The organism is Janibacter sp. UYMM211 (assembly GCF_040547045.1).
In the GTDB taxonomy this organism is placed as follows: Bacteria; Actinomycetota; Actinomycetes; order Actinomycetales; family Dermatophilaceae; genus Marihabitans; species Marihabitans melonis.
On record NZ_JBEPOY010000004.1, the window covers coordinates 325124 to 348364 of the forward strand.

Annotated in this window: 25 protein-coding genes; 14 read left to right on the top strand and 11 right to left on the bottom strand. The window is 73.4% G+C overall.

Translation table 11 applies throughout. From position 1 onward, the window contains the following. The first annotated feature begins 42 nt into the window (after window positions 1–42). Together ABIB53_RS12770 and ABIB53_RS12775 are read left to right on the top strand one after the other, a co-directional pair. Window positions 43–1221, top strand: a complete 1179-nt coding sequence (locus ABIB53_RS12770) for a sensor histidine kinase (protein WP_354588426.1) — start codon at window positions 43–45, stop codon at window positions 1219–1221. Further along, complete coding sequence (locus ABIB53_RS12775) at window positions 1218–1898, top strand: response regulator (RefSeq protein WP_068269902.1); 681 nt, start codon at window positions 1218–1220, stop codon at window positions 1896–1898. Before ABIB53_RS12770 ends, ABIB53_RS12775 begins: the two co-directional genes overlap by 4 nt. An 82-nt stretch (window positions 1899–1980) precedes the next feature. Here ABIB53_RS12775 and ABIB53_RS12780 read toward each other — a convergent pair whose 3' ends face one another. After that, the gene (locus ABIB53_RS12780; protein WP_354588427.1) at window positions 1981–2505 is read right to left on the bottom strand and encodes a hypothetical protein; all 525 of its coding nucleotides are present in this window, start codon (window positions 2503–2505) and stop codon (window positions 1981–1983) included. A gap of 127 nt (window positions 2506–2632) precedes the next feature. Here ABIB53_RS12780 and ABIB53_RS12785 point away from each other — a divergent pair, with 127 nt between their 5' ends. Continuing rightward, window positions 2633–3115, top strand: a complete 483-nt coding sequence (locus ABIB53_RS12785) for a CarD family transcriptional regulator (RefSeq protein ID WP_068269899.1) — start codon at window positions 2633–2635, stop codon at window positions 3113–3115. Window positions 3116–3125: 10 nt separating this feature from the next. Then, entirely contained in the window at window positions 3126–3839 is a 714-nt protein-coding gene (gene ispD / locus ABIB53_RS12790; RefSeq protein WP_354588428.1) for a 2-C-methyl-D-erythritol 4-phosphate cytidylyltransferase, read from the top strand. On the opposite strand, the gene ABIB53_RS12795 is transcribed toward ispD, so the two are convergent. Then, a complete protein-coding gene (locus ABIB53_RS12795; protein ID WP_354588429.1) occupies window positions 3778–4899 on the bottom strand; it encodes an NAD(P)-binding domain-containing protein in 1122 nt (373 codons plus the stop codon). The two genes, ispD and ABIB53_RS12795, sit on opposite strands and share 62 nt — an antisense overlap. Window positions 4900–4956: 57 nt before the next feature. On the opposite strand from ABIB53_RS12795, the gene ispF reads away from it, so the two are divergent. The 3 genes from ispF to ABIB53_RS12810 all read left to right on the top strand — a co-directional run bounded on the left by ispF (window position 4957) and on the right by ABIB53_RS12810 (window position 7236). Then, on the top strand, window positions 4957–5442 hold the full coding sequence (ispF, locus tag ABIB53_RS12800; RefSeq protein WP_354588430.1) for a 2-C-methyl-D-erythritol 2,4-cyclodiphosphate synthase: 486 nt from the start codon (window positions 4957–4959) through the stop codon (window positions 5440–5442). Between the two features lie 76 nt (window positions 5443–5518). Next, complete coding sequence (locus tag ABIB53_RS12805) at window positions 5519–6580, top strand: DUF4344 domain-containing metallopeptidase (RefSeq protein WP_229299910.1); 1062 nt, start codon at window positions 5519–5521, stop codon at window positions 6578–6580. Continuing rightward, the gene (locus tag ABIB53_RS12810; protein ID WP_354588431.1) at window positions 6574–7236 is read left to right on the top strand and encodes a hypothetical protein; all 663 of its coding nucleotides are present in this window, start codon (window positions 6574–6576) and stop codon (window positions 7234–7236) included. The genes ABIB53_RS12805 and ABIB53_RS12810 overlap by 7 nt, the downstream gene beginning before the upstream one ends. A gap of 3 nt (window positions 7237–7239) precedes the next feature. Here the strand turns inward: ABIB53_RS12810 and ABIB53_RS12815 are convergent, their stop codons facing one another. Continuing rightward, a complete protein-coding gene (locus tag ABIB53_RS12815) occupies window positions 7240–7959 on the bottom strand; it encodes a type 1 glutamine amidotransferase (protein ID WP_229299912.1) in 720 nt (239 codons plus the stop codon). Continuing rightward, the gene (locus tag ABIB53_RS12820; RefSeq protein WP_123093549.1) at window positions 7952–8308 is read right to left on the bottom strand and encodes a hypothetical protein; all 357 of its coding nucleotides are present in this window, start codon (window positions 8306–8308) and stop codon (window positions 7952–7954) included. Before ABIB53_RS12820 ends, ABIB53_RS12815 begins: the two co-directional genes overlap by 8 nt. A 129-nt stretch (window positions 8309–8437) precedes the next feature. On the opposite strand from ABIB53_RS12820, the gene ABIB53_RS12825 reads away from it, so the two are divergent. Continuing rightward, window positions 8438–9526: an S-(hydroxymethyl)mycothiol dehydrogenase gene (locus tag ABIB53_RS12825; RefSeq protein ID WP_191681269.1), complete on the top strand. Its 1089-nt coding sequence runs from the start codon at window positions 8438–8440 to the stop codon at window positions 9524–9526. Next, window positions 9526–10176, top strand: a complete 651-nt coding sequence (locus tag ABIB53_RS12830) for an MBL fold metallo-hydrolase (RefSeq protein ID WP_354588432.1) — start codon at window positions 9526–9528, stop codon at window positions 10174–10176. Before ABIB53_RS12825 ends, ABIB53_RS12830 begins: the two co-directional genes overlap by 1 nt. Before the next feature lie 226 nt (window positions 10177–10402). Here the strand turns inward: ABIB53_RS12830 and ABIB53_RS12835 are convergent, their stop codons facing one another. Genes ABIB53_RS12835 through ABIB53_RS12850 form a run of 4 tightly spaced genes read right to left on the bottom strand, consistent with a single transcriptional unit; the run spans window position 10403 to window position 14542 of the window. Continuing rightward, entirely contained in the window at window positions 10403–10663 is a 261-nt protein-coding gene (locus tag ABIB53_RS12835) for an HPr family phosphocarrier protein (RefSeq protein ID WP_068269872.1), read from the bottom strand. Window positions 10664–10681: 18 nt separating this feature from the next. Continuing rightward, window positions 10682–12775, bottom strand: coding sequence for a PTS fructose transporter subunit IIABC (locus ABIB53_RS12840; RefSeq protein ID WP_354588433.1), 2094 nt, complete (start codon window positions 12773–12775; stop codon window positions 10682–10684). 40 nt (window positions 12776–12815) lie between these two features. Next, a complete protein-coding gene (locus tag ABIB53_RS12845) occupies window positions 12816–13778 on the bottom strand; it encodes a 1-phosphofructokinase family hexose kinase (protein WP_123093546.1) in 963 nt (320 codons plus the stop codon). Next, window positions 13775–14542, bottom strand: a complete 768-nt coding sequence (locus ABIB53_RS12850; RefSeq protein WP_354588434.1) for a DeoR/GlpR family DNA-binding transcription regulator — start codon at window positions 14540–14542, stop codon at window positions 13775–13777. The genes ABIB53_RS12845 and ABIB53_RS12850 overlap by 4 nt, the downstream gene beginning before the upstream one ends. A gap of 200 nt (window positions 14543–14742) precedes the next feature. On the opposite strand from ABIB53_RS12850, the gene ptsP reads away from it, so the two are divergent. The 3 genes from ptsP to rlmB all read left to right on the top strand — a co-directional run bounded on the left by ptsP (window position 14743) and on the right by rlmB (window position 18886). Further along, window positions 14743–16440 carry a phosphoenolpyruvate--protein phosphotransferase gene (ptsP, locus tag ABIB53_RS12855; protein ID WP_354588435.1) on the top strand — a complete coding sequence of 566 codons (1698 nt, stop codon included), beginning with the start codon at window positions 14743–14745 and terminating at the stop codon, window positions 16438–16440. A 62-nt stretch (window positions 16441–16502) separates the two neighbouring features. Continuing rightward, the gene (cysS, locus tag ABIB53_RS12860; RefSeq protein WP_354588436.1) at window positions 16503–17936 is read left to right on the top strand and encodes a cysteine--tRNA ligase; all 1434 of its coding nucleotides are present in this window, start codon (window positions 16503–16505) and stop codon (window positions 17934–17936) included. After that, window positions 17936–18886 (top strand): 23S rRNA (guanosine(2251)-2'-O)-methyltransferase RlmB, encoded by a 951-nt coding sequence (gene rlmB / locus ABIB53_RS12865; protein WP_354588437.1) that lies wholly within the window; start codon window positions 17936–17938, stop codon window positions 18884–18886. The genes cysS and rlmB overlap by 1 nt, the downstream gene beginning before the upstream one ends. 24 nt (window positions 18887–18910) lie before the next feature. Here the strand turns inward: rlmB and ABIB53_RS12870 are convergent, their stop codons facing one another. The 3 genes from ABIB53_RS12870 to ABIB53_RS12880 form a co-directional block, all read right to left on the bottom strand. After that, the gene (locus tag ABIB53_RS12870) at window positions 18911–19513 is read right to left on the bottom strand and encodes an RDD family protein (RefSeq protein ID WP_354588438.1); all 603 of its coding nucleotides are present in this window, start codon (window positions 19511–19513) and stop codon (window positions 18911–18913) included. After that, the gene (locus tag ABIB53_RS12875) at window positions 19510–20757 is read right to left on the bottom strand and encodes a DUF4032 domain-containing protein (protein ID WP_354588439.1); all 1248 of its coding nucleotides are present in this window, start codon (window positions 20755–20757) and stop codon (window positions 19510–19512) included. The genes ABIB53_RS12870 and ABIB53_RS12875 overlap by 4 nt, the downstream gene beginning before the upstream one ends. 105 nt (window positions 20758–20862) lie before the next feature. Beyond that, window positions 20863–21966: an ABC transporter ATP-binding protein gene (locus ABIB53_RS12880; protein WP_354588440.1), complete on the bottom strand. Its 1104-nt coding sequence runs from the start codon at window positions 21964–21966 to the stop codon at window positions 20863–20865. 186 nt (window positions 21967–22152) lie between these two features. On the opposite strand from ABIB53_RS12880, the gene ABIB53_RS12885 reads away from it, so the two are divergent. Continuing rightward, a complete protein-coding gene (locus tag ABIB53_RS12885; protein WP_502914644.1) occupies window positions 22153–23067 on the top strand; it encodes a LacI family DNA-binding transcriptional regulator in 915 nt (304 codons plus the stop codon). Window positions 23068–23079: 12 nt separating this feature from the next. Then, complete coding sequence (locus ABIB53_RS16255) at window positions 23080–23202, top strand: hypothetical protein (RefSeq protein WP_502914645.1); 123 nt, start codon at window positions 23080–23082, stop codon at window positions 23200–23202. The last annotated feature ends 39 nt before the right edge of the window (window positions 23203–23241 follow it).

Consider the following 23241-nt stretch of genomic DNA (forward strand, 5'->3'; position numbering starts at 1 on the left):
GCGCTCCTCAGTGTGCCCGCCCCGACGCGTACTCTCGGTGACGTGGACCCGACGACAGCGGCAATTCTCGGTGGCCTCGCCGGTGTCGTCATCGTCTGTCTCGCCTGGGCGGGCATCGCCTGGAGCGACCACGAGCGGTCGGCCCCGCCGGCCCCCGAGCCCGAGCTGCCCTCGGGCGTCGGCGACGTCCTCGCCGTCCTGCGCTCGAGCGGCATCGTCGTCGACGCCGACAACCGGGTCGTCAACAACTCGCCCGCCGCGGTCGCCCACGGGCTCGTGCGGCACGGCCGCCTGGCCCACCCGTCGCTGTCCGATCTCGCCGGGGCCGTGCGCGCCGACGGCGTCATCCGCGAGGTCGAGCTCGAGCTCCACCGCGCCGACCAGCGCGCGGAGTCCCACGGCGCCGGCACCTTCGTCCACGCCCGGGTCGCCCCCCTCGGCGACAAGCACGTCCTGCTCCTCGTCGAGGACATGACGCAGGCCCGCCGCGTCGAGCAGGTGCGCCGCGACTTCGTCGGCAACGTCTCGCACGAGCTGAAGACCCCCGTCGGCGGTCTCGCCCTGCTCGCCGAGGCCGTCCTCGACGCCGCCGACGACCCCGTCGCCGTGCGCCGCTTCGCCAGCCGGATGCAGGTCGAGGCCGAGCGTCTCTCGGCCCTCGTCAAGGAGATCGTCGACCTCTCGCGCCTGCAGGCCCAGGAGGTCCTCATCGACCCCGAGCTCGTCGACGTCGAGGACGTCGTCGACGAGGCCCTCGACCACCTGCGGGTCGCGGCCAACGCGAAGGGGGTCAGCCTCGCCGACAAGTGCGCGGACGACCTCTACGTGCTCGGCGACCACACCCTGCTCGTCACCGCGGTGCGCAACCTCGTCGGCAACGCCGTCGCGTACTCGGGGGAGGGCACCCGGGTCGGGGTCGGCGCGCGCCTCGTCGGCGACCGGGTCGAGATCGCGGTCTCGGACCAGGGCCCGGGGATCCCCGCCGAGGAGCAGGGCCGCATCTTCGAGCGCTTCTACCGCATCGACGCCGCGCGCAGCCGCGCCACCGGGGGCACCGGCCTCGGGCTGTCGATCGTCAAGCACATCTGCGCCAACCACGGGGGCGACGTCTCCGTCTGGAGCTCGGGCGGTCACGGCTCGACCTTCACCATCCGCCTGCCCGCCGCACAGGAGACTCTCGCCGCCGAGCGAGAGCCGCACGAAAGGGAAACCGCACGATGACCCGCATCCTCGTGGTCGAGGACGAGATCTCCTTCTCGGACCCGCTGTCCTACCTGCTGAGCAAGGAGGGCTACGACGTCGAGGTGGTCGACAACGGCCCCGCCGCGCTCGTCGCCTTCGACAGCAACGGCGCCGACCTCGTCCTGCTCGACCTCATGCTCCCCGGGCTGTCCGGCATCGACGTGTGCCGCTCGATCCGGCAGCGCTCGAACGTGCCGGTCATCATGCTCACCGCGAAGGACGGCGAGATCGACAAGGTCGTCGGTCTCGAGATCGGCGCCGACGACTACGTGACCAAGCCGTACAGCTCGCGCGAGCTGCTCGCCCGGATCAAGGCCGTCCTGCGGCGCAACGCCGAGCCCGAGGAGCTGCTGCCGTCGACCGTCGAGGGCGGGCCCGTGCGCATGGACGTCGAGCGCCACGTCGTCTCGATCGACGGCACCCCCACCCCGCTCCCGCTCAAGGAGTTCGAGCTGCTCGAGATGCTCCTGCGCAACGTCGGGCGGGTGCTCACCCGCGTGCAGCTCATCGACCGCGTGTGGGGCAGCGACTACGTCGGGGACACGAAGACCCTCGACGTCCACATCAAGCGCCTGCGCGCGAAGATCGAGCCCGACCCGGGCCACCCGGTGCACATCATCACGGTGCGCGGTCTGGGCTACAAGTTCGAGGGCTGACACCCCCAGGGGACGACGAAGGGGGCCGGTGACCCGGCCCCCTTCGTCATGCGCACCCGTTGCGTCAGCGCCCCAGAGCGGCTCAGTGCTCCTCGGACTCCGTCTCGGACTCCGACGGCTCGGCCGGCGGGGTGTAGCCGGGGGGAGCGAACTCCTCGTAGTAGCCGGTGGGGGGCAGCACGGGCACGCTCACCGGGGTGACGTCGGAGGAGCCGGTGGCCACGGTCATCTCGGCCATCGCGCCGGGGGGTGCGGGGACCTTCGAGAGCTTGACGGCGTCGGAGCCCTCGCCGAGCAGGACGACCTCGCCCGGGGGCACGTCCGCGGTGACGGGCTCGCCGCCGTCGGCGACCGCGACCTGCAGCTGGACGTCCTTCGACCCGGTGTTGACCGCCGTGCCCGTGAGGGTGCCCTCGCCGCCCTCCTCGCCGCTCACGACGACGAGGTTGCGCAGCTCGAGGTCGCCGATGTCGACGGGCACGCCGTCGCCCAGCGACATCGTCTCGTCGGTCTGGAAGGGGGAGGTGTAGCTGCACCCGGTGGTCGCAGCGACGGCCAGGAGCGCGGCTGCACCCGCGCGTGCACGCGTGGTCTGGGAAGGCTTCACGAGGCACAGCGTACCGGCCGCCGGATCGCCCGCAGCGGGGCGCCCAGGGGGCCCGTCGATCTCGTGAGCCCAGGAGTCAAGCGACACGCCGTGATATCCTGAGGGTCGCGAAAGGGGTTTCCTCCATATGGTTTTCAAGGTCGGCGAGACGGTCGTGTACCCCCACCACGGGGCCGCACTGATCGAAGAGATCAAGACCCGTTCCATCAAGGGTGTCGAGAAGCAGTACCTCAAGCTCAAGGTCGCCCAGGGCGACCTGACGATCGAGGTCCCGGCGGAGAACTGCGACCTCGTGGGTGTCCGCGACGTCGTCGGCAAGGAGGGTCTGGACAAGGTCTTCCAGGTCCTGCGCACGCCGCACGCCGAGGAGCCGACCAACTGGTCGCGCCGCTACAAGGCCAACCTCGAGAAGCTCGCCTCCGGCGACGTCATCAAGGTGGCCGAGGTCGTCCGCGACCTGTGGCGCCGCGAGAAGGACCGCGGTCTGTCCGCGGGCGAGAAGCGGATGCTCGCCAAGGCGCGGCAGATCCTCGTCTCCGAGCTCGCGCTCGCGGAGAAGACCGACGAGGACCGGGCAGAGGTCATGCTCGACGAGGTCCTCGCGTCCTGATCCACGACGCATGCTGACGCAGCACGTCACGCACGACGCCCGCACCGATGACGGTGCGGGCGTCGTCGTCGTGGCAGCGGGCTCGGGCACCCGCCTCGGCGCGGACCGCCCCAAGGCGCTCGTCGAGGTCGCCGGCGCGACCCTGCTCGAGCACGCGCTCGTCGGGGCGACCGGCTCGGGCGCGGGGCACGTCGTCGTCGTCGCCCCGGCCGACCACCTCGCGCAGGCCGAAGGGGTCGTGGCCCGTCTGCGCACCCGGGCCGCCGTCACCGTCGTGCCCGGTGGGGCCGAGCGCACCGACTCCGTCGCCGCCGGGCTCGCGGCGCTGCCGCCGGGTCTCGACGTCGTGCTCGTCCACGACGCGGCGCGCTGCCTCGCCCCGGCCTCTCTCTTCGAGCGGGTGACCGCCGCGGTACGGGCGGGGGCCGCGGGCGCCGTCCCCGGTCTCGCCGTCGTCGACACGATCAAGGTCGTCGACGAGCGTGGGGCGATCACCGCGACCCCGGCCCGCGCGAGCCTGCGAGCCGTGCAGACGCCGCAGGGCTTCCGCGCCGACCTCCTGCGGGCGGCGCACGCCACGGGCGTCCAGGCCACCGACGACGCCGCGCTCGTCGAGGTGCTCGGTCACGAGGTGCTCGTCGTCGAGGGCGACGAGCGGGCCCTCAAGGTGACGACGGTCGAGGACCTGCGGCGGGTCGAGCGCTGGCTCGTCGAGGGGCGCTGACCTCCGCCAGCTCGGCGTCGAGCCGGTCCCGGACCGCCCGTGCCGCGGCGCGACCGGCCCGGTTGCCCCCGATGGTGCTCGCCGACGGCCCGTACCCGACGAGCTGCACGCGGGGGTCGAGCACGCTCGTCACCGTCGTCTGCACGTCGGACCCGCCCCGGCGAAGGGGGATCCCTCCCCTCGGGCCGCGCAGGCCGAGCGGCGCGAGGTGGCGCAGGGCCGGCCGGAAGCCGGTCGCCCACACGATCGCGTCCACCCGCTCGAGCCGCCCGTCGTCCCAGCGCGCCCCGTCGCGCTCCAGCCGCTCGAAGATCGGCAGACGCCGGTCGTAGACCCCCGTGCGGGCGGCTGCCTCCTCCTGCGGGCGCAGGTGCAGACCGGTGACGCTCACGACGCTCGCCGGGGGGAGCCCGGCATCGAGCCGCTCCTGGACCGCGGTGATCGCCGCGCGCCCGGAGAAGTCCCCGTCGGACCACCGCGGCGGCCGCCGGGTCGCCCACACGACGTCCGCGACGGTCGCGATCTCGCCGATGAGCTGCACGGCCGAGGCGCCCGCCCCGACGACGAGCACGCGCATGCCCGCGAAGTGCTCGCGGCCCGGGTAGGACACGGTGTGCCACTGCTCGCCGGCGAAGTCGCGCTGACCCGGGTAGGTCGGGACGAAGGGGTGGGTCCACGTCCCCGTCGCGTTGACGAGCGTGCGGCTGGTCCACGAGCGTCCGCCCGAGCGCACGACGAGCAGCCCGTCCTCGTCGGTGACGGCGTCGACCCGCACGGGGCGCAGCACCGGCAGCTCCTGGGCCTGCTCGTACTCGTCGAACCACGAGGCGATGACCTGGTTGGCCGGCTCGTCGCCGCGGCCCGGGGCGGGGGCGTCGGGCAGGTCGGCGACGCCGTGCACGTCGTCCATCGTCAGCGAGTCCCAGCGGTGTTGCCAGGCGCCACCGGGACGCTCGTCGGCGTCGAGGACGACGTGCTCCACGCCGAGCCGGCGCAGGTGGTAGGACGTCGACAGGCCCGCCTGCCCCGCGCCGATGACGACCGACTCCCAGATCTGCACGTCGGGTGCAACACCGGCCCCCGCCTGGTTGTGCCCGGGCTGGGGGAGACTGGCGCCATGACTGCGCTGCCCCGCACCGGCATCGGTGTCGACGTCCACGCCCTCGCCGACCCCGCGAGCGGGCGGGAGCTGTGGGTGGGCGGGCTGCTGTGGCCGGGCGAGACCGGCCTCCAGGGCCACTCCGACGCCGACGTCGCCTGCCACGCCGCCTGCGACGCCCTCTTCTCCGCTGCCGGCATCGGTGACCTCGGCGCGCACTTCGGCACCGACCGGCCCGAGCTCGCGGGCGCCTCCGGGCTCACCCTGCTCGCCGAGGCGGCGCGTCTCGTGCGCGAGGCGGGCTTCGAGATCGGCAACGTCGCCGTGCAGGTCGTCGGCAACCGCCCGAAGATCGGCTCCCGGCGCGACGAGGCGCAGCGGGCGATGAGCGACGCGTGCGGTGCGCCGGTCTCGCTCGCCGGCACGACGACCGACGGGCTCGGGCTCACCGGCCGGGGCGAGGGCGCCGCCGCGATCGCGACGGCTCTCGTCGTCAGCGGGTAGTCCTCCCCATGGGCGCCGCCGTCGGGTCTGGCTAGCATCGGCCGGGACCGCGACGACAGGGGAGGTGCGCGGCGCGATGAGCCTCACTCACGGTGGTGACCCGCAGCAGATGCGGGAGGTGGCCCGCCAGCTCGTCGAGTCCGGACGCCGGATCGGTGACTGCGGGCAGGTCATCGCGCACTCGGCCGGGGTGCTCGACGGCGGCTGGCAGGGCCCGGACTCCGCGTACCTGCTCCAGGCGGCGCGCGACTCGCAGGGCCGTCTCGACGGCGCTCAGCAGGCCCTCATCGCCTTCGCCGCGCGGCTCGTCGACCAGGCCGACCAGCAGGACGAGGCGTCGGGCGCGCGGGCCGGTGGCGCGGGCGCGGGCACCGGCGGCGGCCCCCGGGCCCAGGACACCGGCGGCCCCGGTGGCGACGCCCGGGCCGACAACAACGACGCTCGCGACAACCGCTGGTGGTGGGACCGCAAGGACGAGGCCGACTACGAGACCGACGGGGACCCCGGTCCCGACGTCGAGATGCCCGACGGTCTGGACCCGGACTCCCAGCTCGCCCGCGACCTCATGGCCACGCCCTCGGGGCGCGAGATGCTCGAGTGGCTGCGGATCAACGACATCGAGATCCGCTACGACGACGGCGAGGCCGGCGCCTGGTACGACCCGGGCTCGAACTCCATCACCTTCGGCGTCGACGACCCGAGCCTGCCGGAGGACGAGCGGCAGTACAACGACACCCCGGACACGCTCATCCACGAGGCCAACCACGCGCAGTGGGACGCTCGCGACGAGGGTCTCGAGATCAGCCACGACGACCGTGACGAGTACGTGCAGTCGCAGGTCGACGAGGAGATCGAGGGTCAGGTCGACCGGTGGACGTGGAACGAGGAGGCTCGCCGGGAGGGCATCGACGTGCCGGTCGGCGCGGACGAGCAGGCCTGGCGCGACGCCTACGACGCGGCCCTGGCCGGCGGGGCCTCGCAGGAGGAGGCCGCGCAGGCCGGGCACGACGAGATCGAGCTGATGTTCCGCGGCGAGCACCCCAGCGTCAACTACTCGCAGTCCACCGACGGCCAGAACTACTACGACCGGCACCGCGAGGACTGGGACGACCGGCACGACTGGTGGCCCTGGTGGTGAGCCGCCGGGTCGCGGCGCTCGTCGTCGCGGGCGGGCTGCTGGCAGGGTGCGGTGGACAGGACACGAGCACGGAGGGCACGCAGATGATGCAGGAGCGCACGGTCGAGGCCTTCGAGAGCAGCGACCCCTCGGTCGCCTCTCTCGCCCGCTCCGACGAGACGAGGCCGCGCCCGATCGCGACCCCCTTCACCGACCGGTGGTTCGTCATCCAGCTCGAGGCGCGTCACCGGCTGCAGGTCGTCGCGGTGACGCGCGACGGGGAGCCGCGCGGCGTCGTCCTGTCGGGTCACCCCGAGCGCTGGGCCGAGGTCGTCAAGGGCGTCACCGTCGCGGACGAGGAGACGGCGACCCAGGTCGCCGACGCGTACTCTGCGGCGCTGCGCCCGACCACCGGGGGGGCCAGGCTGCTCGACTCGATCGACGACCTCGACCTGCCCTCCGGCGCCGCGGACCAGGCGCAGGAGCTGCAGCGCGAGCACGCCGCGGACGTCGCCGACCGGTCGGTGACGGCGCTCGACGGCGGCTGGCGCACCCAGCGCTGGTCCACCGAGGACCGCGACCTCGTGCGGCACGTCCTCACGGTCGCGACCGACGGGACGGTCGAGGACGAGCGCACCGTCGTCGAGCAGGACCTCCCGCTGCCGATCCCGCTCTGAGGATCAGCGCGGGCCGAGCAGGCCCGCCCAGGCCGCGACGACGGGCTGCCAGGCCGCGTCCGTCTCGGGCTGGCGACGGGCGACCTCCTCGAGCACGGCGGGCAGCTCGTCCTCCGAGGCGCCGGTCAGGCCCCCTTCGGCCAGGTCCGTGCGCGCCCAGACCTCGACGACCTCCTTCGTCGCCTCGGGGTGGCCCTGGATGCCCCAGACCGAGCCCGCGAGCCGGGCGAGGAGCACGTCGGCGCGGTCGTTGACGGCCACGACGCTCGCGCCGGGCGGCAGGGCGACGACGGTGTCGTCGTTCCACTGCGGCACGTGGCAGTCCTCCGGCAGCGCCGCGCCGAGCGGGTCGTCGGCGAGCACCCGGGTCACCGCGCGCGCCCCGACGGTCTGGCCGAGGGGGTTGCGGGTCACCTCGCCGCCGAGGGCCACCGCGGCGAGCTGGTGGCCCAGGCAGATGCCGAGGACCGGTCGCCCCGCCTCTGCGTGGTCACGGATGAGCGCTCGGACCGCGGGCAGCCAGGGCGCGCGGTCGTCCTGCTCGGCCCCCATCGACCCGCCGAGGACGAGCAGGCCGTCGTGGGTGAGCGCGCTCGGCACGCTCTCGCCGAGGTAGGGGCGCACGACGTCGAGCGTGGCACCGGCGTCCTCGAGCCACCGACCGACGAGGGCCGGCGGGCAGGACTGCTGGTGCTCGACGACGAGGACGCGGCGCTCAGGCACGGGGCGGGGGCGGGACGGCGCCGGGGGCCCTGGTGGTGCCCGCCGCGCGGGGCCGGTCGACGAGGACGGCGCCGAGCAGCAGGCCGAAGGTCACGAGCGTGAGGATCGTCTGGGGGGCCGAGAGGATCCACCACGGCAGGCCCGTCCGGTACAGGCGCGGGGTCGCGAGGACGGAGATCACTTGCCACATCTGCGAGACGAGCATCATCACGCCGGCGCCGGCGAGCAGCTGCCACCACCGGCCGGAGTCGCGGCGCATGAGCGCCACGGCGATCATGCCCGCCCCGAGCAGCAGGAACGGCGCGGACCACATGAACCAGCGCGTGATCTCGTGGAGGTGGATGCCCATGGCCGCGATCGTAGGCCGCGGGGGCGGGCCGTGCCCGCCGGTCCGGCGACGGGGTCGGACCCGCCCGCCCGTGGCCACCCCCTTCGCGACAAGATGGGGGCAGACCACCCGCCCGAGCAAGGAGTCCACATGCCGCAGACCGTCAAGGCCGTCATCGCCCGCACGAAGGGGGCCGACGTCGAGCTCGTCGACATCGTCGTGCCCGACCCCGGACCGGGGGAGGCGGTGGTCGCGATCCAGTCGTGCGGGGTCTGCCACACCGACCTCCACTACCGCGAAGGGGGGATCAACGACGAGTTCCCCTTCCTCCTCGGCCACGAGGCCGCCGGTGTCGTCGAGGCCGTCGGCGACGGGGTCACCGAGGTCGCGCCCGGCGACTTCGTCGTCCTCAACTGGCGCGCCGTCTGCGGGCAGTGCCGCGCCTGCGCCAAGGGCCAGCCGTGGTACTGCTTCGCGACGCACAACGCCGAGCAGAAGATGACCATCGCCGAGACCGGCGAGGAGCTCACCCCGGCGCTCGGGATCGGGGCCTTCGCCGAGAAGACGCTCGTCGCCGCCGGCCAGTGCACGAAGGTCGACCCCGACGCCGACGCGGCAGCCGTGGGCCTGCTCGGCTGCGGTGTCATGGCCGGCTTCGGCGCGGCCGTCAACACCGGTGGCGTGACCCGCGGCGACTCGGTCGCGGTCATCGGCTGCGGCGGTGTCGGCGACGCGGCCATCGCCGGCGCGCACGTCGCCGGTGCGACGACGATCATCGCCGTCGACGTCGACGACCGGAAGCTCGAGACCGCCAAGGGCTTCGGCGCGACGCACACCGTCAACGGCAAGGACGAGGACGTCGTCGAGCGGATCCGCGAGCTCACCGGCGGCTTCGGCGCCGACGTCGTCGTCGAGGCGGTGGGCCGTCCCGAGACCTACGAGCAGGCCTTCTACGCGCGCGACCTCGCCGGCACCGTCGTCCTCGTCGGCGTCCCGACGCCCGACCTCGAGGTCACGCTGCCGCTCATCGAGATCTTCGGGCGCGGCGGCGCGCTGAAGTCGAGCTGGTACGGCGACTGCCTGCCCAGCCGCGACTTCCCGATGCTCGTCGACCTCTACCGCCAGGGACGCTTCGACCTCGACGCCTTCGTCACCGAGCGGATCGGCATCGAGGACGTCGAGGCCGCCTTCGCCAAGATGCACTCCGGCGAGGTCCTGCGCTCGGTGGTGACGATCTGATGGCCGAGCAGCGGCTGCCCACCTCGCCGATGGGGGTCCGCGTCGAGCGGGTCCTCACCTCGGGGACCTTCGAGCTCGACGGGGGCTCGTGGGAGGTCGAGAACAACGTGTGGGTCGTCGGCGACGACGAGCAGTGCGTCGTCGTCGACGCCGGCCACCAGGCCGGGCCGATCCGCGACGCCGTCGGCGACCGGACGCTCGACGCGATCATCTGCACCCACGCGCACAACGACCACGTCGACGTCGCCGTCGAGCTCGCCGAGGCGCTCGGGGCGCCGATCTGGGTGCACCCGAAGGAGCGCGAGCTGTGGGAGATGACCTACCCGCAGCGCGTGCCCGACGCCGACCTGTCCGACGGGCAGGTGATCGTCGTCGGAGACCTCGAGATGCACGTCATCCACACGCCCGGGCACTCGCCCGGCGCGTGCTGCCTCTACCTGCCGGCCCTCGGGCTGCTCGTCTCCGGCGACACGCTCTTCAACGGCGGTCCCGGGGCGACGGGACGCTCGTACTCCGACTTCGGGACCATCGTCGAGTCCATCACCGAACGCCTGCTCACCCTGCCCGACGAGACCGTCGTCCTCACCGGTCACGGCGACTCCACGACGATCGGCGCCGAGGCCGCCGGCCGGGACAGCTGGGGCGAGTAGCCCCCTTCGTCGATCGGTGCGACGACGGGGTCGCGTTCTTCGCTGGTCGAGGTGCGACGGAGGAGCCTCGAGACCACCGGCGCACGTCCGCCCGGTGCCTGACGTCGATGTGTGCGCCTGGTACGCGACATACCCCGTGCCAGGTGCAGGTATCGCCGTCAGGCGGGGCAGCGGAGCATGACGAAGGCCCCCGCGTCAGGGACGCGGGGGCCTTCGTCGTGCGGGGTCACTCCGCGTCGAGGTCCTGACGCACGAGGTCGGCGATGACGTCGACGGCCTCCTGGCTGTCGGACTCGACGGTGACCTCGGTGCCCTTCTCGGCACCCAGGGTCATGATGAGCAGCGCGGAGGCGGCGTCCACCGGCTCCTCGCCGTCGACCGCGAGGGTGACCTCGGCGTCGAGGGCCTCGGCCCGCTCGGCGATGATCCCGGCGGGGCGGGCGTGCAGTCCGACGGCGGAGCCGACGACGACCTTCGTGCTGGGCATGTGGTGTCTCCTCGGGGGTCAGGCCGCGGCGGTCGCGGGCTCGGGGGTGGTGCTCGACGCGGCCGGCTGGCCGCGCTTCCAGACCTGCTTGAGCGCGAGCACGCTCACGCATGCCACGACCGTACCGATGGCGATGGCCAGGGCGAAGAGCAGGAAGCGGTCGATGGCGAAGAAGACGAAGATCCCGCCGTGCGGGGCGCGGGAGGCCGCGCCGAAGATCATCGACAGCGCGCCGGTGACGGCGCCGCCGAGCATCATCGAGGGGATGACGCGCAGCGGGTCGGCCGCGGCGAAGGGGATGGCCCCCTCGGAGATGAAGGACGCGCCGAGCAGCCAGGCCGCGCGACCGTTCTCCTTCTCCTGCTTACTGAAGAGGGCCGGGCGGATCGTCGTCGCGAGCGCCAGGGCGATCGGGGGGACCATGCCCGCGGCCATGACGGCGGCCATGATCTTCAGCGAGGCGGGGTTGTCGGGGTTGAGACCGGTCGTGGCGAAGAGGTAAGCCGCCTTGTTGACCGGACCGCCGAGGTCGAAGCACATCATCAGGCCGAGCACGATGCCGAGGACGGCCAGCGAGCTGCCGGTCATGCCGTTGAGCGTGTCGGTGAGGCCCTCGGTGATCGCTGCGAGCGGGCGGGCGAGGAAGAGGTACATGAGGCCGCCGACGACGAGCGAGGTGGCCAGCGGGATGATGACGACCGGCATGAGCCCGGCGAGCCAGCGCGGCGGCCGCAGCGTCGTGAACCAGTACGCGACGAGACCGGCGAGCAGACCGCCGACGAGACCGCCGATGAAGCCCGCGCCCGTGGCGACGGCGACGGCGCCGGCCACGAAGCCGGGGGCGATGCCGGGCCGGTCGGCCAGGCCGAAGGCGATGTAGCCGGCCAGCGCCGGGACGAGGAAGCCGAAGGCGAGCCCGCCGAGGGTGAAGAGGACCGCACCGATGTAGGTCATGAGCGCCGACCCGAAGAGGGCGTGCTCGCCGGCTGCCGGCAGGTTGGTCAGGCTGTTGCCGGAGACGATGTCGCCGGCGGTGCCGGTGATGTCATAGCCGCCGAAGAGGAAGCCGAGCGCGATGAGCAGACCGCCCGCGGCGACGAAGGGGATCATGTAGCTGACCCCGGTCATGAGCGCCTGCTGGATGCGCTTGCCCCAGCCGAGCTGGCGACCGGTGGACCCGATCACCTCGTCCCCGCTGCCGCTCGCCGCGGCGACGCGCGGGGCGGAGGGGTTGTCGGCGGCCGCGACGGCCTCGTCGAGCATGACACCGGGCTCGTTGATGGCGCGCTTGACGCCCGACTCGACGACCGGCTTGCCGGCGAAGCGCTCACGGCCCTTGACGCCCACGTCGGTCGCGAAGATCACGGCGTCGGCGGCGGCGATCTGCTCCGCCGAGAGGGGGTCGGTGACCGAGCTGCCCTGGGGCTCGACGTGGACGTCGATGCCCTTCTCCTGTCCGGAGGCGACGAGGTAGTCGGCAGCCATGTAGGTGTGCGCGATGCCCGTCGGGCAGGCGGTCACGGCGACGACCGAGCGTCGGCGGGCCGGCTCGGCGGAGGTGACGGCCGCCGCGGCAGGGGCTGCGGCGGCCGCACCGGCCGTGGTGCTCCCCGTCGTGCTCGACGCGGGGGCGGACCCCCCTTCGGGGGCCGGGTTGACGACGCCCTCGACGAGCGCGACGACCTCCGCGTCGCTGCCGGCGGCGCGCAGCGAGGCGACGAAGTCCTTCTTGACCATCGCGCGGGCGAGCTTGGTGAGCAGCTTCATGTGGTCGCTGCCCCCGCCCTCGGGCGCGGCGATGAGGAAGACGAGGTCGGCCGGGCCGTCCTTCGCGCCGAAGTCGACGGGGGGCGAGAGCCGGGCGAAGGCGAGCGAGCCCTGCGTCACCGCGGCGGAGCGGCAGTGGGGGATCGCGATGCCGCCCGGCAGGCCGGTGGCCGACTTCTCCTCGCGGGCCATCGCGTCGGCGACGAGCCCCTCGGTCGAGGTGGCGCGGCCGGCGTCGGCGACGAGGCCGGCGAGAGCGGCGATGACCTCGTCCTTGCTCGCCCCGAGGGGCTGGTCGAGGCGGACGAGGTCCGTGGTGATGAGGTCTGGTGACGGCGTTGTCATGACTGGCCTTCCATGAGTGGTGCCCCGGGCGGAGCGGGTGTCAGAGGTGGATGTCGGAGGTCTCGACCCCGGCGGGGTCGACGTGGTCGGGGCCGGGCAGGCCGGTACCGGGCAGCTGCGCGGCGGCCGAGCCGTAGGCGACGGCGAGCGCGACGCGGTCGCGCTCGGGCAGGCCCCGCAGGGAGCCGAGGAGGTAGCCGGAGAGGGCGGAGTCGCCCGCGCCGACGGTGCTGCGGACCGTGATCTTCGGGGCCCGGCCGAACCAGGCGCCCTCGGCGGTGACGAGGACGGCGCCGGAGCCGCCGAGCGTGGTGAGGACGGCGCCCACGCCCCGCTCGAGGAGCCGGCGGGCGGAGACGACGGTGGGGCGCAGGTCGCCGGCTGCCGCCGCGGCCTCGAGCTCCTCGGGGTCGCCCCCGCCGAGCTGCGTGAGCTCCTCGGCGTTGGGCTTGAGCAGGTCGGGGGCGGCCTGCGGGCCGGCCTCGGCGAGCGCGAGGAGGGGGGCGTCGGAGGTGTCGACGGCGACGGAGACGCCGGCCGCGCGCAGCTGCGGCACGAGCCGGGCGTACCAGTCGGTGGGGGCGCCGGGGGGCAGCGAGCCGCACAGGGCGGCCCAGCGGGACCCGGTCGTGCGCTCGAGCAGGAGGGTCTCGAGGGCCGCGACGTCCTCGGCGCGAAGGGGGGCGCCCGGCTCGTTGAGCTTCGTCGTCGTGCCGTCGGGCTCGGTGATCGTGAGGTTGGTGCGCACCGGGTGGGCGGTGCGGTGCTCGGCATACCCGACGCCCGCGGCGTCGAGCAGGCGGTGCAGCGGGTCCTCGGAGCCGACCGGCAGCACCGCGGTCGCCGCGACACCGGCCATCGTCACGACGCGGGCGACGTTGACGCCCTTGCCGCCCGGCTCGTCGTGGACCTCGGCGAGGCGCAGGACCGCGCCGCGCGACAGCGGCCCGGGCAGGGCGGCCGAGCGGTCGACGCTGGGGTTGGCGGTGAAGGTGGTGATCATGCGATGACGACCTCGATCCCGGTCTGCTCGAGTGCGGCGACGGTACGGACGTCGACGTCGCGGTCGGTGACGAGCACGTCGACGTCGGAGAGGCGGGCGAAGGAGTAGAGCAGCTCGCGCCCGACCTTCGAGGAGTCGACGAGGGCGGCGACGGTGCGCGCGGCCAGGCGCATGGCCCGCTTGACCGAGGCCTCGCTCTGGTCGGGCGTGGACAGGCCGTGCTCGACGGTCAGCCCGTCGGAGCCGAGGAAGGCGACGTCGGTGCGCAGGCGCTGCAGCTGGCGCACCCCGGTCTCGCCGACGGTCGCCTGGGTGACCCCGCGGACGCGACCGCCGAGGAGGTGGACCTCGCCCGGGTGGTCGCTCGCGAGCTGGGCGGAGATCGGCACGGAGTTGGTGACGACGAGCAGCTCGGGGCGGGCCGGGAGCACGGCGGCCAGCTGGGCGGTCGTCGTGCCGGCGTCGAGGACGATCGAGGTGCGGCCCTGGGGGATGAGGGCGAGGGCGGCCTGGCCGATGCGGGCCTTGGCCTCCGAGCTGACCTCGGCGCGGTGGTCGACGCTCGCCTCGCGGCCGGAGGTCTCGTCGACGGGGACGGCTCCGCCGTGCACACGCCGCACGAGGCCCTGGGTGGCGAGGGCGTCGAGGTCGCGGCGCACCGTCTCGGGCGCGACGTCGAGCTCGGCCGCGAGCGCGGTGACGACGACTCGACCGTCCCGGCGGGCGAGGTCGGCGATGAGCTGCTGACGTTCGTCGGCGAACACGACGCCTCCTTGCGTGTGCGGCGGCCGGGGGTGTCCCGGGCGAGAGTCCGAAACGGTCACCGGTTGTGCCCGTTCGTGTGGACTTAGGGAGATTTGTATGCCCGTATGTGTGGCTTTGTCAAGGGTTGGGGAGTAAGGTCGGGCTCACGACCCTCAACGGCGCCGTCGTCGGCGCCGACCTGTGACCTCACGGAGGCGAGATGACGACGACGTCCGAGACCGCGACGAGCCCCACGGCCGTCCAGGGCACCGGTGTGGTGCCCGGGGTGGCCTACGCCCGGGCCGTGTGGGCCAAGCCCCAGCCGGAGGTGCCGGTGCGCACCGAGGAGGTGCCCGCCGATCAGCGCGACGCCGAGGTCGAGCGCCTCGTCGCCGCCGCCGACGCCGTCGCCTCGCGGCTCGAGGAGCGCGCCGGGCGCGTCACCGGGGTCGCCGCCGAGGTGCTCAGCGCGACCGCCGGGCTCGCCCGCGACAAGGGCTGGATCGCCGAGGCGCGCAAGCGCGTGACGAAGGGGGCGGACGCCACCGCCGCGACCGTCGGCGCCGTCGACCACTTCATCGCCCTCTTCGAGAAGCTCGGGGGCGTCATGGCCGAGCGCACCACCGACCTGCGCGACATCCGCTCGCGGGTCGTCGCCGAGCTCGAGGGGCTGCCCGAGCCGGGCGTGCCCCACCCCGACCACCCCTTCGTCCTCCTCGCCGAGGACCTCGCGCCGGCCGACACCGCCGACCTCGACCCGGCCCTCGTCCAGGCGCTCGTCACCTCGCTCGGCGGGCCGACGAGCCACACGTCGATCATCGCGCGGCAGCGCGGCATCCCGTGCGTCGTCGCCGCCTCGGGGCTCGACGTCGTCGCCGAGGGGTCCTACGTGCTCGTCGACGGCGAGACCGGTCTGCTCGAGGTGGAGCCGGACGCCGAGCAGGCGCGTTCCCGCGCCGAGGTCTCCGCGCAGGAGATGGAGCGCGTCCGGGCCTGGCGGGGCCCGGCCGCCACGAGCGACGGGCAGCGCGTCGACCTGCTCGCCAACGTCCAGGACGGCGACTCCGCCGCGGTCGCCGCGCGCGGCCAGGCCGAGGGCGTCGGCCTCTTCCGCACCGAGCTGTGCTTCCTCGGCCGGGACACCGAGCCCTCCGTCGAGCAGCAGGCGAGCATCTACGCCGGGGTCCTGCGCGCCTTCCCCGACGGCAAGGTCGTCACCCGCACCCTCGACGCCGGCTCGGACAAGCCGCTGGCCTTCGTCACCCAGCCCGACGAGCCCAACCCGGCGCTCGGCGTGCGCGGCGCGCGGATCGTCCAGCTCGACGCCGGCATGATGACCCGTCAGCTCGACGCCCTCGCGCAGGCGGCCGGCGAGGTCGGCCGACCGCTCGCCGACACGTGGGTCATGGCCCCGATGATCGCCACGCCGCAGGAGGCCGCCGACTTCGCGGCGCTCGTGCGCGAGCGCGGGATGAAGCCCGGTGTCATGGTCGAGGTCCCCTCGGTCGCCCTGCAGGCCGAGCAGGTCCTCGAGCACGTCGACTTCCTCTCGATCGGCACGAACGACCTCTCGCAGTACACGATGGCCGCCGACCGCATGGCACCCTCGCTCGCCGGTCTCACCGACCCGTGGCAGCCCGCGGTCCTGCGCCTCGTCGCGATGACGGCCGCCGCGGGCACCGCGGCGGGCAAGCCGGTCGGCGTGTGCGGCGAGGCCGCCGCGGACCCGGCGCTCGCCGTCGTCCTCGTCGGTCTCGGCATCACCTCGCTGTCGATGGCCGGCGGAGCCCTGCCCGGCGTCGGCGCCCGCCTCGCCCAGGTGTCGCGCGAGCAGTGCGCGGCGGCGGCCCGGGCCGCGCTCGCCGCGTCCTCACCAGCCCAGGCCCGCGAGGCGGCCACCGCCGCCCTCGCCGGGTGAGCAGGGCTGCCCCTGCCCCGCAGTGGCAGGGGCAGCCCCGACCCGCCGGTAGCCTTGCGCGGGTGACTCTTCGCCTGCACGACACCGCGACCCGCGAGCCGCGCGACTTCGAGCCGCTCACCCCTGGCCACGTCGGCATGTACATCTGCGGGCTGACCACCCAGGGTGCCCCCCACATCGGCCACCTGCGCTTCGCCGTCGCCTTCGACGTGCTGCGCCGCTGGCTCGTGCGCGGCCACGGCTACGACGTCACGCTCGTGCGCAACGTCACCGACATCGACGACAAGATCCTGCGTCGGGCCGCGGACTCCGACGAGCAGTGGTGGGCGCTGTCCTACCGCAACGAGCGCCTCACCTCCGAGGCCCTCGACACCCTCGGCGTCCTGCCAGCCACCTACGAGCCGCGCGCCACCGGTCACATCACCGAGATGGTCACCCTCGTCGAGATGCTCGTCGAGGCGGGCCACGCGTACGCCGCCGAGGACGGCAGCGGCGACGTCTACTTCGACGTGCGCAGCTGGCCGACGTACGGCCAGCTGTCCAACCAGTCCCTCGACGACATGGTCGCCGCCGACGACGCCGACCCCCGGGGCAAGCGCGACCCCCGCGACTTCGCGCTGTGGAAGGGCGCGAAGAGCGACGAGCCGGCGACGGCGAGCTGGCCGACCCCCTTCGGCGCGGGTCGTCCCGGCTGGCACCTCGAGTGCTCCGCGATGGCGCGCAAGTACCTCGGCGACGCCTTCGACATCCACGGCGGCGGCATCGACCTGCGCTTCCCGCACCACGAGAACGAGCAGGCGCAGTCGCACGCGGCGGGGCTGGGCTTCGCCCGGTACTGGCTGCACAACGGCTGGGTCACGGTGCGCGGCGAGAAGATGGGCAAGTCCCTCGGCAACGCGCTCGAGGTCTCCGCGCTCACCCGCACGTACGCACCGCTGACGATCCGCTACTTCCTCACCGCCGCCCACTACCGCTCGATGATCGAGTACCACGAGGGCTCGCTCGAGGAGGCCGGTGCCGCCGTCGAGAGGATCGAGGGCTTCTTGCGCCGGGCGCTGCCCGACGAGACGACCCTCGAGGCCGACCCGACCGTCGCGATCCCCGACGACTTCGCGGCGTCGATGGACGACGACCTCGGGGTCGCGGGTGCGCTCGCCGTCGTGCACGAGCACGTGCGCCGCGGCAACATCGCCCTCGACGACGGCGACCGCGAGGAGGCCGCCGTCATCGCCCGCACGGTCGTCGCGATGACCGACGTCCTCGGGCTCAACCCCCTCTCGGCCACGTGGGGCCGTGGAGCGGGCAGCACCGACCACGAGCTCGTCGATGCCCTCGACGCCCTCGTCCAGCTGCAGGTCGAGACCCGTGAGCAGGCTCGCGCCGCTCGCGACTTCGAGACCGCAGACAAGATCCGTGACGCGTTGACCGCAGCCGGCATCACCGTCGAGGACACCGCCCGCGGTGCCCGGTGGAGCCTGGCGAAGAAGGAGAGCTGATGGCAGGCAACAGCCAGCGCCGGGGCGCGGTGCGCCGCACCGGGTCCAAGAAGGGTGCCCAGGTCGGCTCCGGCGGCCAGCGCCGTCGGGGTCTCGAGGGCAAGGGGCCGACGCCCAAGGCATCGGACCGCCCGAACCACAAGGCGTACACGAAGCCCGACCGCTCGAGCTCGCGCTCCAAGCCCGGCAGCGGTGGGCGCAAGAAGAGCGGCGGGTCCGAGATCGTCGCCGGTCGTAACCCGGTCATCGAGGCGCTGCGCGCCGACGTGCCGGTCTCGACGATGTACGTCGCGGGCCGGGTCGAGAGCGACGACCGCGTCCGAGAGGCGCTGACCATCGCCGCGTCGCGCGGCCTGCCCGTCCTCGAGACGCCGCGCACCGAGCTCGACCGCATCACCGACGGCGCGACCCACCAGGGTCTGGCCATCCAGGTGCCGCCCTACGAGTACGCCCACCCGAGCGACTTCGTCCAGGTCGCGGGCACCGACGCCCCGCTCGTCGTCGCCCTCGACGGCATCACCGACCCACGCAACCTCGGGGCGATCATCCGGTCCGTCGCCGCCTTCGGCGGGCACGGCGTCGTCGTGCCGAGCCGTCGCTCCGTCGGCATGACCGCGAGCGCGTGGAAGACCTCCGCGGGCGCCGCGGTGCGCGTGCCCGTCGCGCAGGCGAGCAACCTCACCCGCGCGCTCGAGGACTACCGCAAGGCCGGCTTCTTCGTCGTCGGTCTCGACATGGACGGGGACGTCGAGCTGCCTGGCCTGTCCCTGGCGACCGAGCCGCTCGTCGTCGTCGTCGGCAGCGAGGGCAAGGGCCTGTCGCGCCTCGTGCGCGAGACGTGCGACCAGATCGTCTCGATCCCGATGAGCAGCACCGTCGAGTCGCTCAACGCCGGCATGGCTGTCGGCGTGACGATGTACGAGATCTCGCGGCGGCGCGCCGACGCCTGATCCTCGGGTCGGGCGACGGGGGAGTCAGCGGGTGCGAAGGACCGCGGCGTCGGCGACCTTGTCGCTGAGGGTGCGGCCCTCGTCGTCGAAGAGCATCCACACGGCGCTGATGAGACCGGCGAAGCCGGCGACGAGCGCCTTGAGCAGGGCCTGCCCGAAGGTCGGCAGCTCGCCGGTGCGCGCGTTGACGACCCGGAGCCCGCAGATCTTGCGGCCGAGGCTCTGGCCGGTGCGCGAGACGCGGTAGGCCTGGTTCCACAGCTCGAAGGCGAGCGCGAGCAGGACCGAGAGCAGCATGGCCAGGACGCCGAGGGCGACGAGCACGCCGTTGCCGGTGCCCGGCACCGTGCACGTGCCGTCGTAGCTCCCGCACGACACCTGGTCGGGGCTGCCGGCGACGACGAGCCAGGTGCCCAGGAGCACCGGCACGAGGACGACCGGGAGGGTGAGGAGGCTGTCGAGGAGCGAGGGCAGGATCCGCTCGACGAAGGTCGCCTGCCGCCCGAAGCGGGCCTCGACGTAGGCCTTCGTGCCCGGGACCTGGGCCGGGTCGCCCATCGCCATGGCGAGACCGGGCGCCGGGATCGGCTGCCCGGGGAGGGGCGGGACCGGCGGGGTGTCGCTCACGGGCTCTCCTTCGGGGTGACGGGCAGCATCTGGGTGTCGGTGCCGAGCACGGCACGCTCGTCGGGCTTGCCGGGCAGGACGTCGCGCAGGTAGTCCGCGAGGGCCTCGTCGATGGGCACGTCGTGGCCGAGGCGCTCGGCGAGGTACCACCGGTGCTCGAGGACCTCGTGGAAGAGCTCGGCGGGCTCGAGCTTGCCGCGCATCGTCGCCGGGATGGCGCGGGTCGTCGGCTCGTAGATCTGCGAGAGCCACGCGTGGGCGACGATCTCCTCGTCCTCACCCTGGCGGTCGGTGCCGGCGCGGTAGCTGTCGAGGTCGTTGAGCAGGCGGCGGGCCTGGTTCTCCTCGACGTCGAGACCGGTGAGGCGCAGCAGCCGTCGGCTGTGGTGCCCGGCGTCGACGACCTTGGGCTGGATCTGCAGCCGGGTGCCGTCGAGGTCGGTCGCGATGGACAGCTCGTCGACGTCGAAGCCGAGGGCGTTGAGCCGCCGCACGCGCTGGTCGACCCGCCACGTGTCCCCGCTGTCGAACCACTCGTCCTCGGTGAGCTCGGCCCACAGCGCGTGGTAGCGGGTGACGATCTGCTCCGAGACCGCGACGGGGTCGACGCCCTCGGGCAGCACGCCCGAGGCCTCGAGGTCCATGAGCTCGCCGGCGATGTTGACCCGGGCGATGTCGATGTCGTGCTCGCGCTGCCCGAGGGTGAGCGCGTTGTGCAGCTCACCGGTCTCGGCGTCGACGAGGTAGGCGGCGAAGGCCCCCGCGTCGCGCCGGAAGAGCGTGTTCGACAGCGAGACGTCGCCCCACCAGAAGCCGATGAGGTGCAGGCGCACGAGGAGGACGGCGAGGGCGTCGAGCAGCCGGGTCGCGGTGTCGGCGCGCAGGTGCTGGCTGAAGACGGCGCGGTAGGGCAACGAGAACTGCAGGTGCCGGGTGAGCAGGCAGGCGTCGAGCGGTTCGCCGTGCTCGTCGACCCGCCCCGTGACGACGCCGAGCGGCTCGACGCACGGCTGGTCCAGGCGGCGCAGCTGGCGCAGCATCTGGTACTCGCCCCGGGCGATCTCGGCCTTGATCTCCTTGACGGCGATGACCCCGCCGGAGAGGCGCACGAAGCGCACGACGTGCCGGGAGATGCCTCGGGGGAGCGCGGCGAGGCGGTCCTCGGGCCACTCCTCGAGCGGGGTGCTCCAGGGCAGGCTCAGCAGGGCCGGGTCGGGCTGGGCCGCAGAGATCTCGAGCGTCACGACCTCATCGTGTCACGCAGGAGGGCTGCCGGTCCGTGGTCGGAGGAGGCAGAGACGGGCCGGCACCCGTGGAGGTGCCGGCCCGTCGTCGCGTGCTGCGCGTCGTCAGTCGCCGATCCGCAGACCGGACTCGCTGTTGAAGACGTGCAGGTGGCCCTCGGTGGGCTTGATGTAGACGGTCTCGCCCTTCATCGGGGGGCGGCGGCCGTCGACGCGGGCGATGAAGGGCTTCGCCGTGTCGTCGTCGGTGGTGCCGACCTGCTCGGCGCCCTCGGCCGTGCCGTAGATGTAGGCGTCGGCGCCGAGCTCCTCGACGACGTCGACGGTGATCGCCAGGCCGTCACCCTCGCGGGTGAGCTCGACGTCCTCGGGACGCACGCCGACGATGACCCGGTCACCGGCCTGCGAGAGCGCGTCGCGCTCCACGTGCACGGTCGTCGAGCCGAAGCGGACGCCGCCGTCCTTGACGGGGGTCGAGACGAGGTTCATCGCGGGCGAGCCGATGAAGCCGGCGACGAAGACGTTGTCCGGGTGGTCGTACATGCGGCGCGGGGTGTCGCACTGCTGGAGGATGCCGTCCTTGAGCAGGGCGACGCGGTCGCCCATCGTCATGGCCTCGACCTGGTCGTGGGTGACGTAGACGGTCGTGACGCCGAGACGGCGCTGGAGGCTGGCGATCTGGGTGCGGGTCTGCACGCGCAGCTTCGCGTCGAGGTTCGACAGCGGCTCGTCCATGAGGAAGACCTGGGGCGAGCGCACGATCGCGCGGCCCATGGCGACACGCTGACGCTGACCACCGGAGAGGGCCTTGGGCTTGCGGTCGAGGTACTGGGTGAGGTCGAGGATCTTCGCCGCCTCCTCCACCCGCTTGCGGATCTCGCTCTTGTCGACGCCGGCGATCTTCAGGGCGAAGCCCATGTTGTCGGCGACGGACATGTGCGGGTAGAGCGCGTAGTTCTGGAAGACCATCGCCACGTCGCGGTCCTTCGGCGAGAGGTCGGTGACGTCGCGGTCGCCGATCCAGATCTTGCCGTCGTTGACCTCTTCGAGGCCGGCGAGCATGCGCAGGGACGTGGACTTGCCGCAGCCCGAGGGGCCGACGAGGACGAGGAACTCGCCGTCCTCGATGTCGATGTCCAGAGCGTCCACGCTGGGCGTGTCGTTGCCCGGGTAGACCCGGGTGGCGCTGTCGAACTTCACTGTTGCCATGGCGTCGTTGCCTTTCCTTCACCGGCAGGTACGTGCCGGACGATCCGTCGTAAAGGGTGGTGTGGTGCGCGCCGATCGTAGCCCGGCGGCGCCCCCTTCGCCCGGTGGTCGCCCCAACCGTTACCGGCCGGTTGCAAGAAGTGTCGGCCGTTGCCGACTTCTTGCAGCCCCGGTTATCGTGCGCCCGTGGACCATCCCTCGCAGCCCGCGCCCGGGAGCCCGGCCGCGCGCCGCTCCCGGCTCGCCGATCTCGCGGCCCACGCCGGCGTGAGCGAGGCGACCGTCTCGCGGGTCCTCAACGAGCGGCCGGGGGTCTCCGAGAGCACCCGGCAGGCCGTCCTCACCGCGGTCGACGTCCTCGGCTACGACCGCCCGACCCGGTTGCGCACGACGGCGGTCTCGCTCGTCGGCCTCGTCATCCCCGAGCTGACCAACCCGATCTTCCCCGCCTTCGCCCAGGCCATCGAGGTCTCGCTCGCGCACCGCGGCTTCACCCCGGTGCTGTGCACGCAGTCCGAGGGCGGCGTCCACGAGGACGAGTACGTCGAGATGCTCCTCAGCCGCGGGGTCGCCGGGATCATCTACGTCTCCGGGCAGCACGCCGACGCCGGCACCTCGCCCGAGCGCTATGCCCGGCTGCGCGAGCGCGGGCTGCCGATCGCCCTCGTCAACGGCTACATGGAAGGGGTCGACGCCCCCTTCGTCTCGGACGACGACGTCGCCGCGATGGACCTCGCGGTCACCCACCTCGCCGAGCTCGGCCACGAGCGGATCGGCCTGGCGCTCGGGCAGGAGCGCTTCGTGCCCGCGCGGCGCAAGGTCGCCGGCTTCCGCGCGTCGATGGTGGCGCTGGGGCTCGAGGTGCCCGACGAGCACGTCGTCCACACCTTCTTCAGCGTCGAAGGGGGAGCGGTCGCGGCCGCCGACCTCGTCGAGCGCGGCGTCACGGCGATCGTGTGCGGCTCCGACCTCATGGCGCTCGGCGCGATCCGCCAGATCCGCACGACGGGGCGCTCCGTGCCGCACGACGTCTCGGTCGTCGGGTACGACGACTCGCCGCTCGTCGGCTTCACCGACCCGCCGCTCACGACGATCCGCTAGAGCGTGCAGGCGATGAGTCAGGCAGCGGTGCGTGCGCTCACCGACGAGATCGCCGGCGACGCCGCGGCCCGCGGCGAGTTCGTCTTCCGCCCCGAGCTCGTCGTGCGCCGCTCCACCGGGGCCGTCCCGACCTGAGCCGCCCTGGAGCCCGAACTTTCCCGCCCAGGGCGGGAA

What these genes read in the sequence shown, in the direction of transcription:
- ABIB53_RS12775 (WP_068269902.1), top strand. Translation starts at nt 1,218, where the DNA reads ATGACCCGCATCCTCGTGGTCGAGGACGAGATCTCCTTCTCGGACCCG.
- ABIB53_RS12785 (WP_068269899.1), top strand. Translation starts at nt 2,633, where the DNA reads ATGGTTTTCAAGGTCGGCGAGACGGTCGTGTACCCCCACCACGGGGCC.
- ispD (WP_354588428.1), top strand. Translation starts at nt 3,126, where the DNA reads ATGCTGACGCAGCACGTCACGCACGACGCCCGCACCGATGACGGTGCG.
- ispF (WP_354588430.1), top strand. Translation starts at nt 4,957, where the DNA reads ATGACTGCGCTGCCCCGCACCGGCATCGGTGTCGACGTCCACGCCCTC.
- ABIB53_RS12805 (WP_229299910.1), top strand. Translation starts at nt 5,519, where the DNA reads ATGAGCCTCACTCACGGTGGTGACCCGCAGCAGATGCGGGAGGTGGCC.
- ABIB53_RS12820 (WP_123093549.1), bottom strand. Translation starts at nt 8,308, where the DNA reads ATGGGCATCCACCTCCACGAGATCACGCGCTGGTTCATGTGGTCCGCG.
- ABIB53_RS12825 (WP_191681269.1), top strand. Translation starts at nt 8,438, where the DNA reads ATGCCGCAGACCGTCAAGGCCGTCATCGCCCGCACGAAGGGGGCCGAC.
- ABIB53_RS12830 (WP_354588432.1), top strand. Translation starts at nt 9,526, where the DNA reads ATGGCCGAGCAGCGGCTGCCCACCTCGCCGATGGGGGTCCGCGTCGAG.
- ABIB53_RS12835 (WP_068269872.1), bottom strand. Translation starts at nt 10,663, where the DNA reads ATGCCCAGCACGAAGGTCGTCGTCGGCTCCGCCGTCGGACTGCACGCC.
- ABIB53_RS12840 (WP_354588433.1), bottom strand. Translation starts at nt 12,775, where the DNA reads ATGACAACGCCGTCACCAGACCTCATCACCACGGACCTCGTCCGCCTC.
- ABIB53_RS12845 (WP_123093546.1), bottom strand. Translation starts at nt 13,778, where the DNA reads ATGATCACCACCTTCACCGCCAACCCCAGCGTCGACCGCTCGGCCGCC.
- ptsP (WP_354588435.1), top strand. Translation starts at nt 14,743, where the DNA reads ATGACGACGACGTCCGAGACCGCGACGAGCCCCACGGCCGTCCAGGGC.
- rlmB (WP_354588437.1), top strand. Translation starts at nt 17,936, where the DNA reads ATGGCAGGCAACAGCCAGCGCCGGGGCGCGGTGCGCCGCACCGGGTCC.
- ABIB53_RS12880 (WP_354588440.1), bottom strand. Translation starts at nt 21,966, where the DNA reads ATGGCAACAGTGAAGTTCGACAGCGCCACCCGGGTCTACCCGGGCAAC.
- ABIB53_RS16255 (WP_502914645.1), top strand. Translation starts at nt 23,080, where the DNA reads ATGAGTCAGGCAGCGGTGCGTGCGCTCACCGACGAGATCGCCGGCGAC.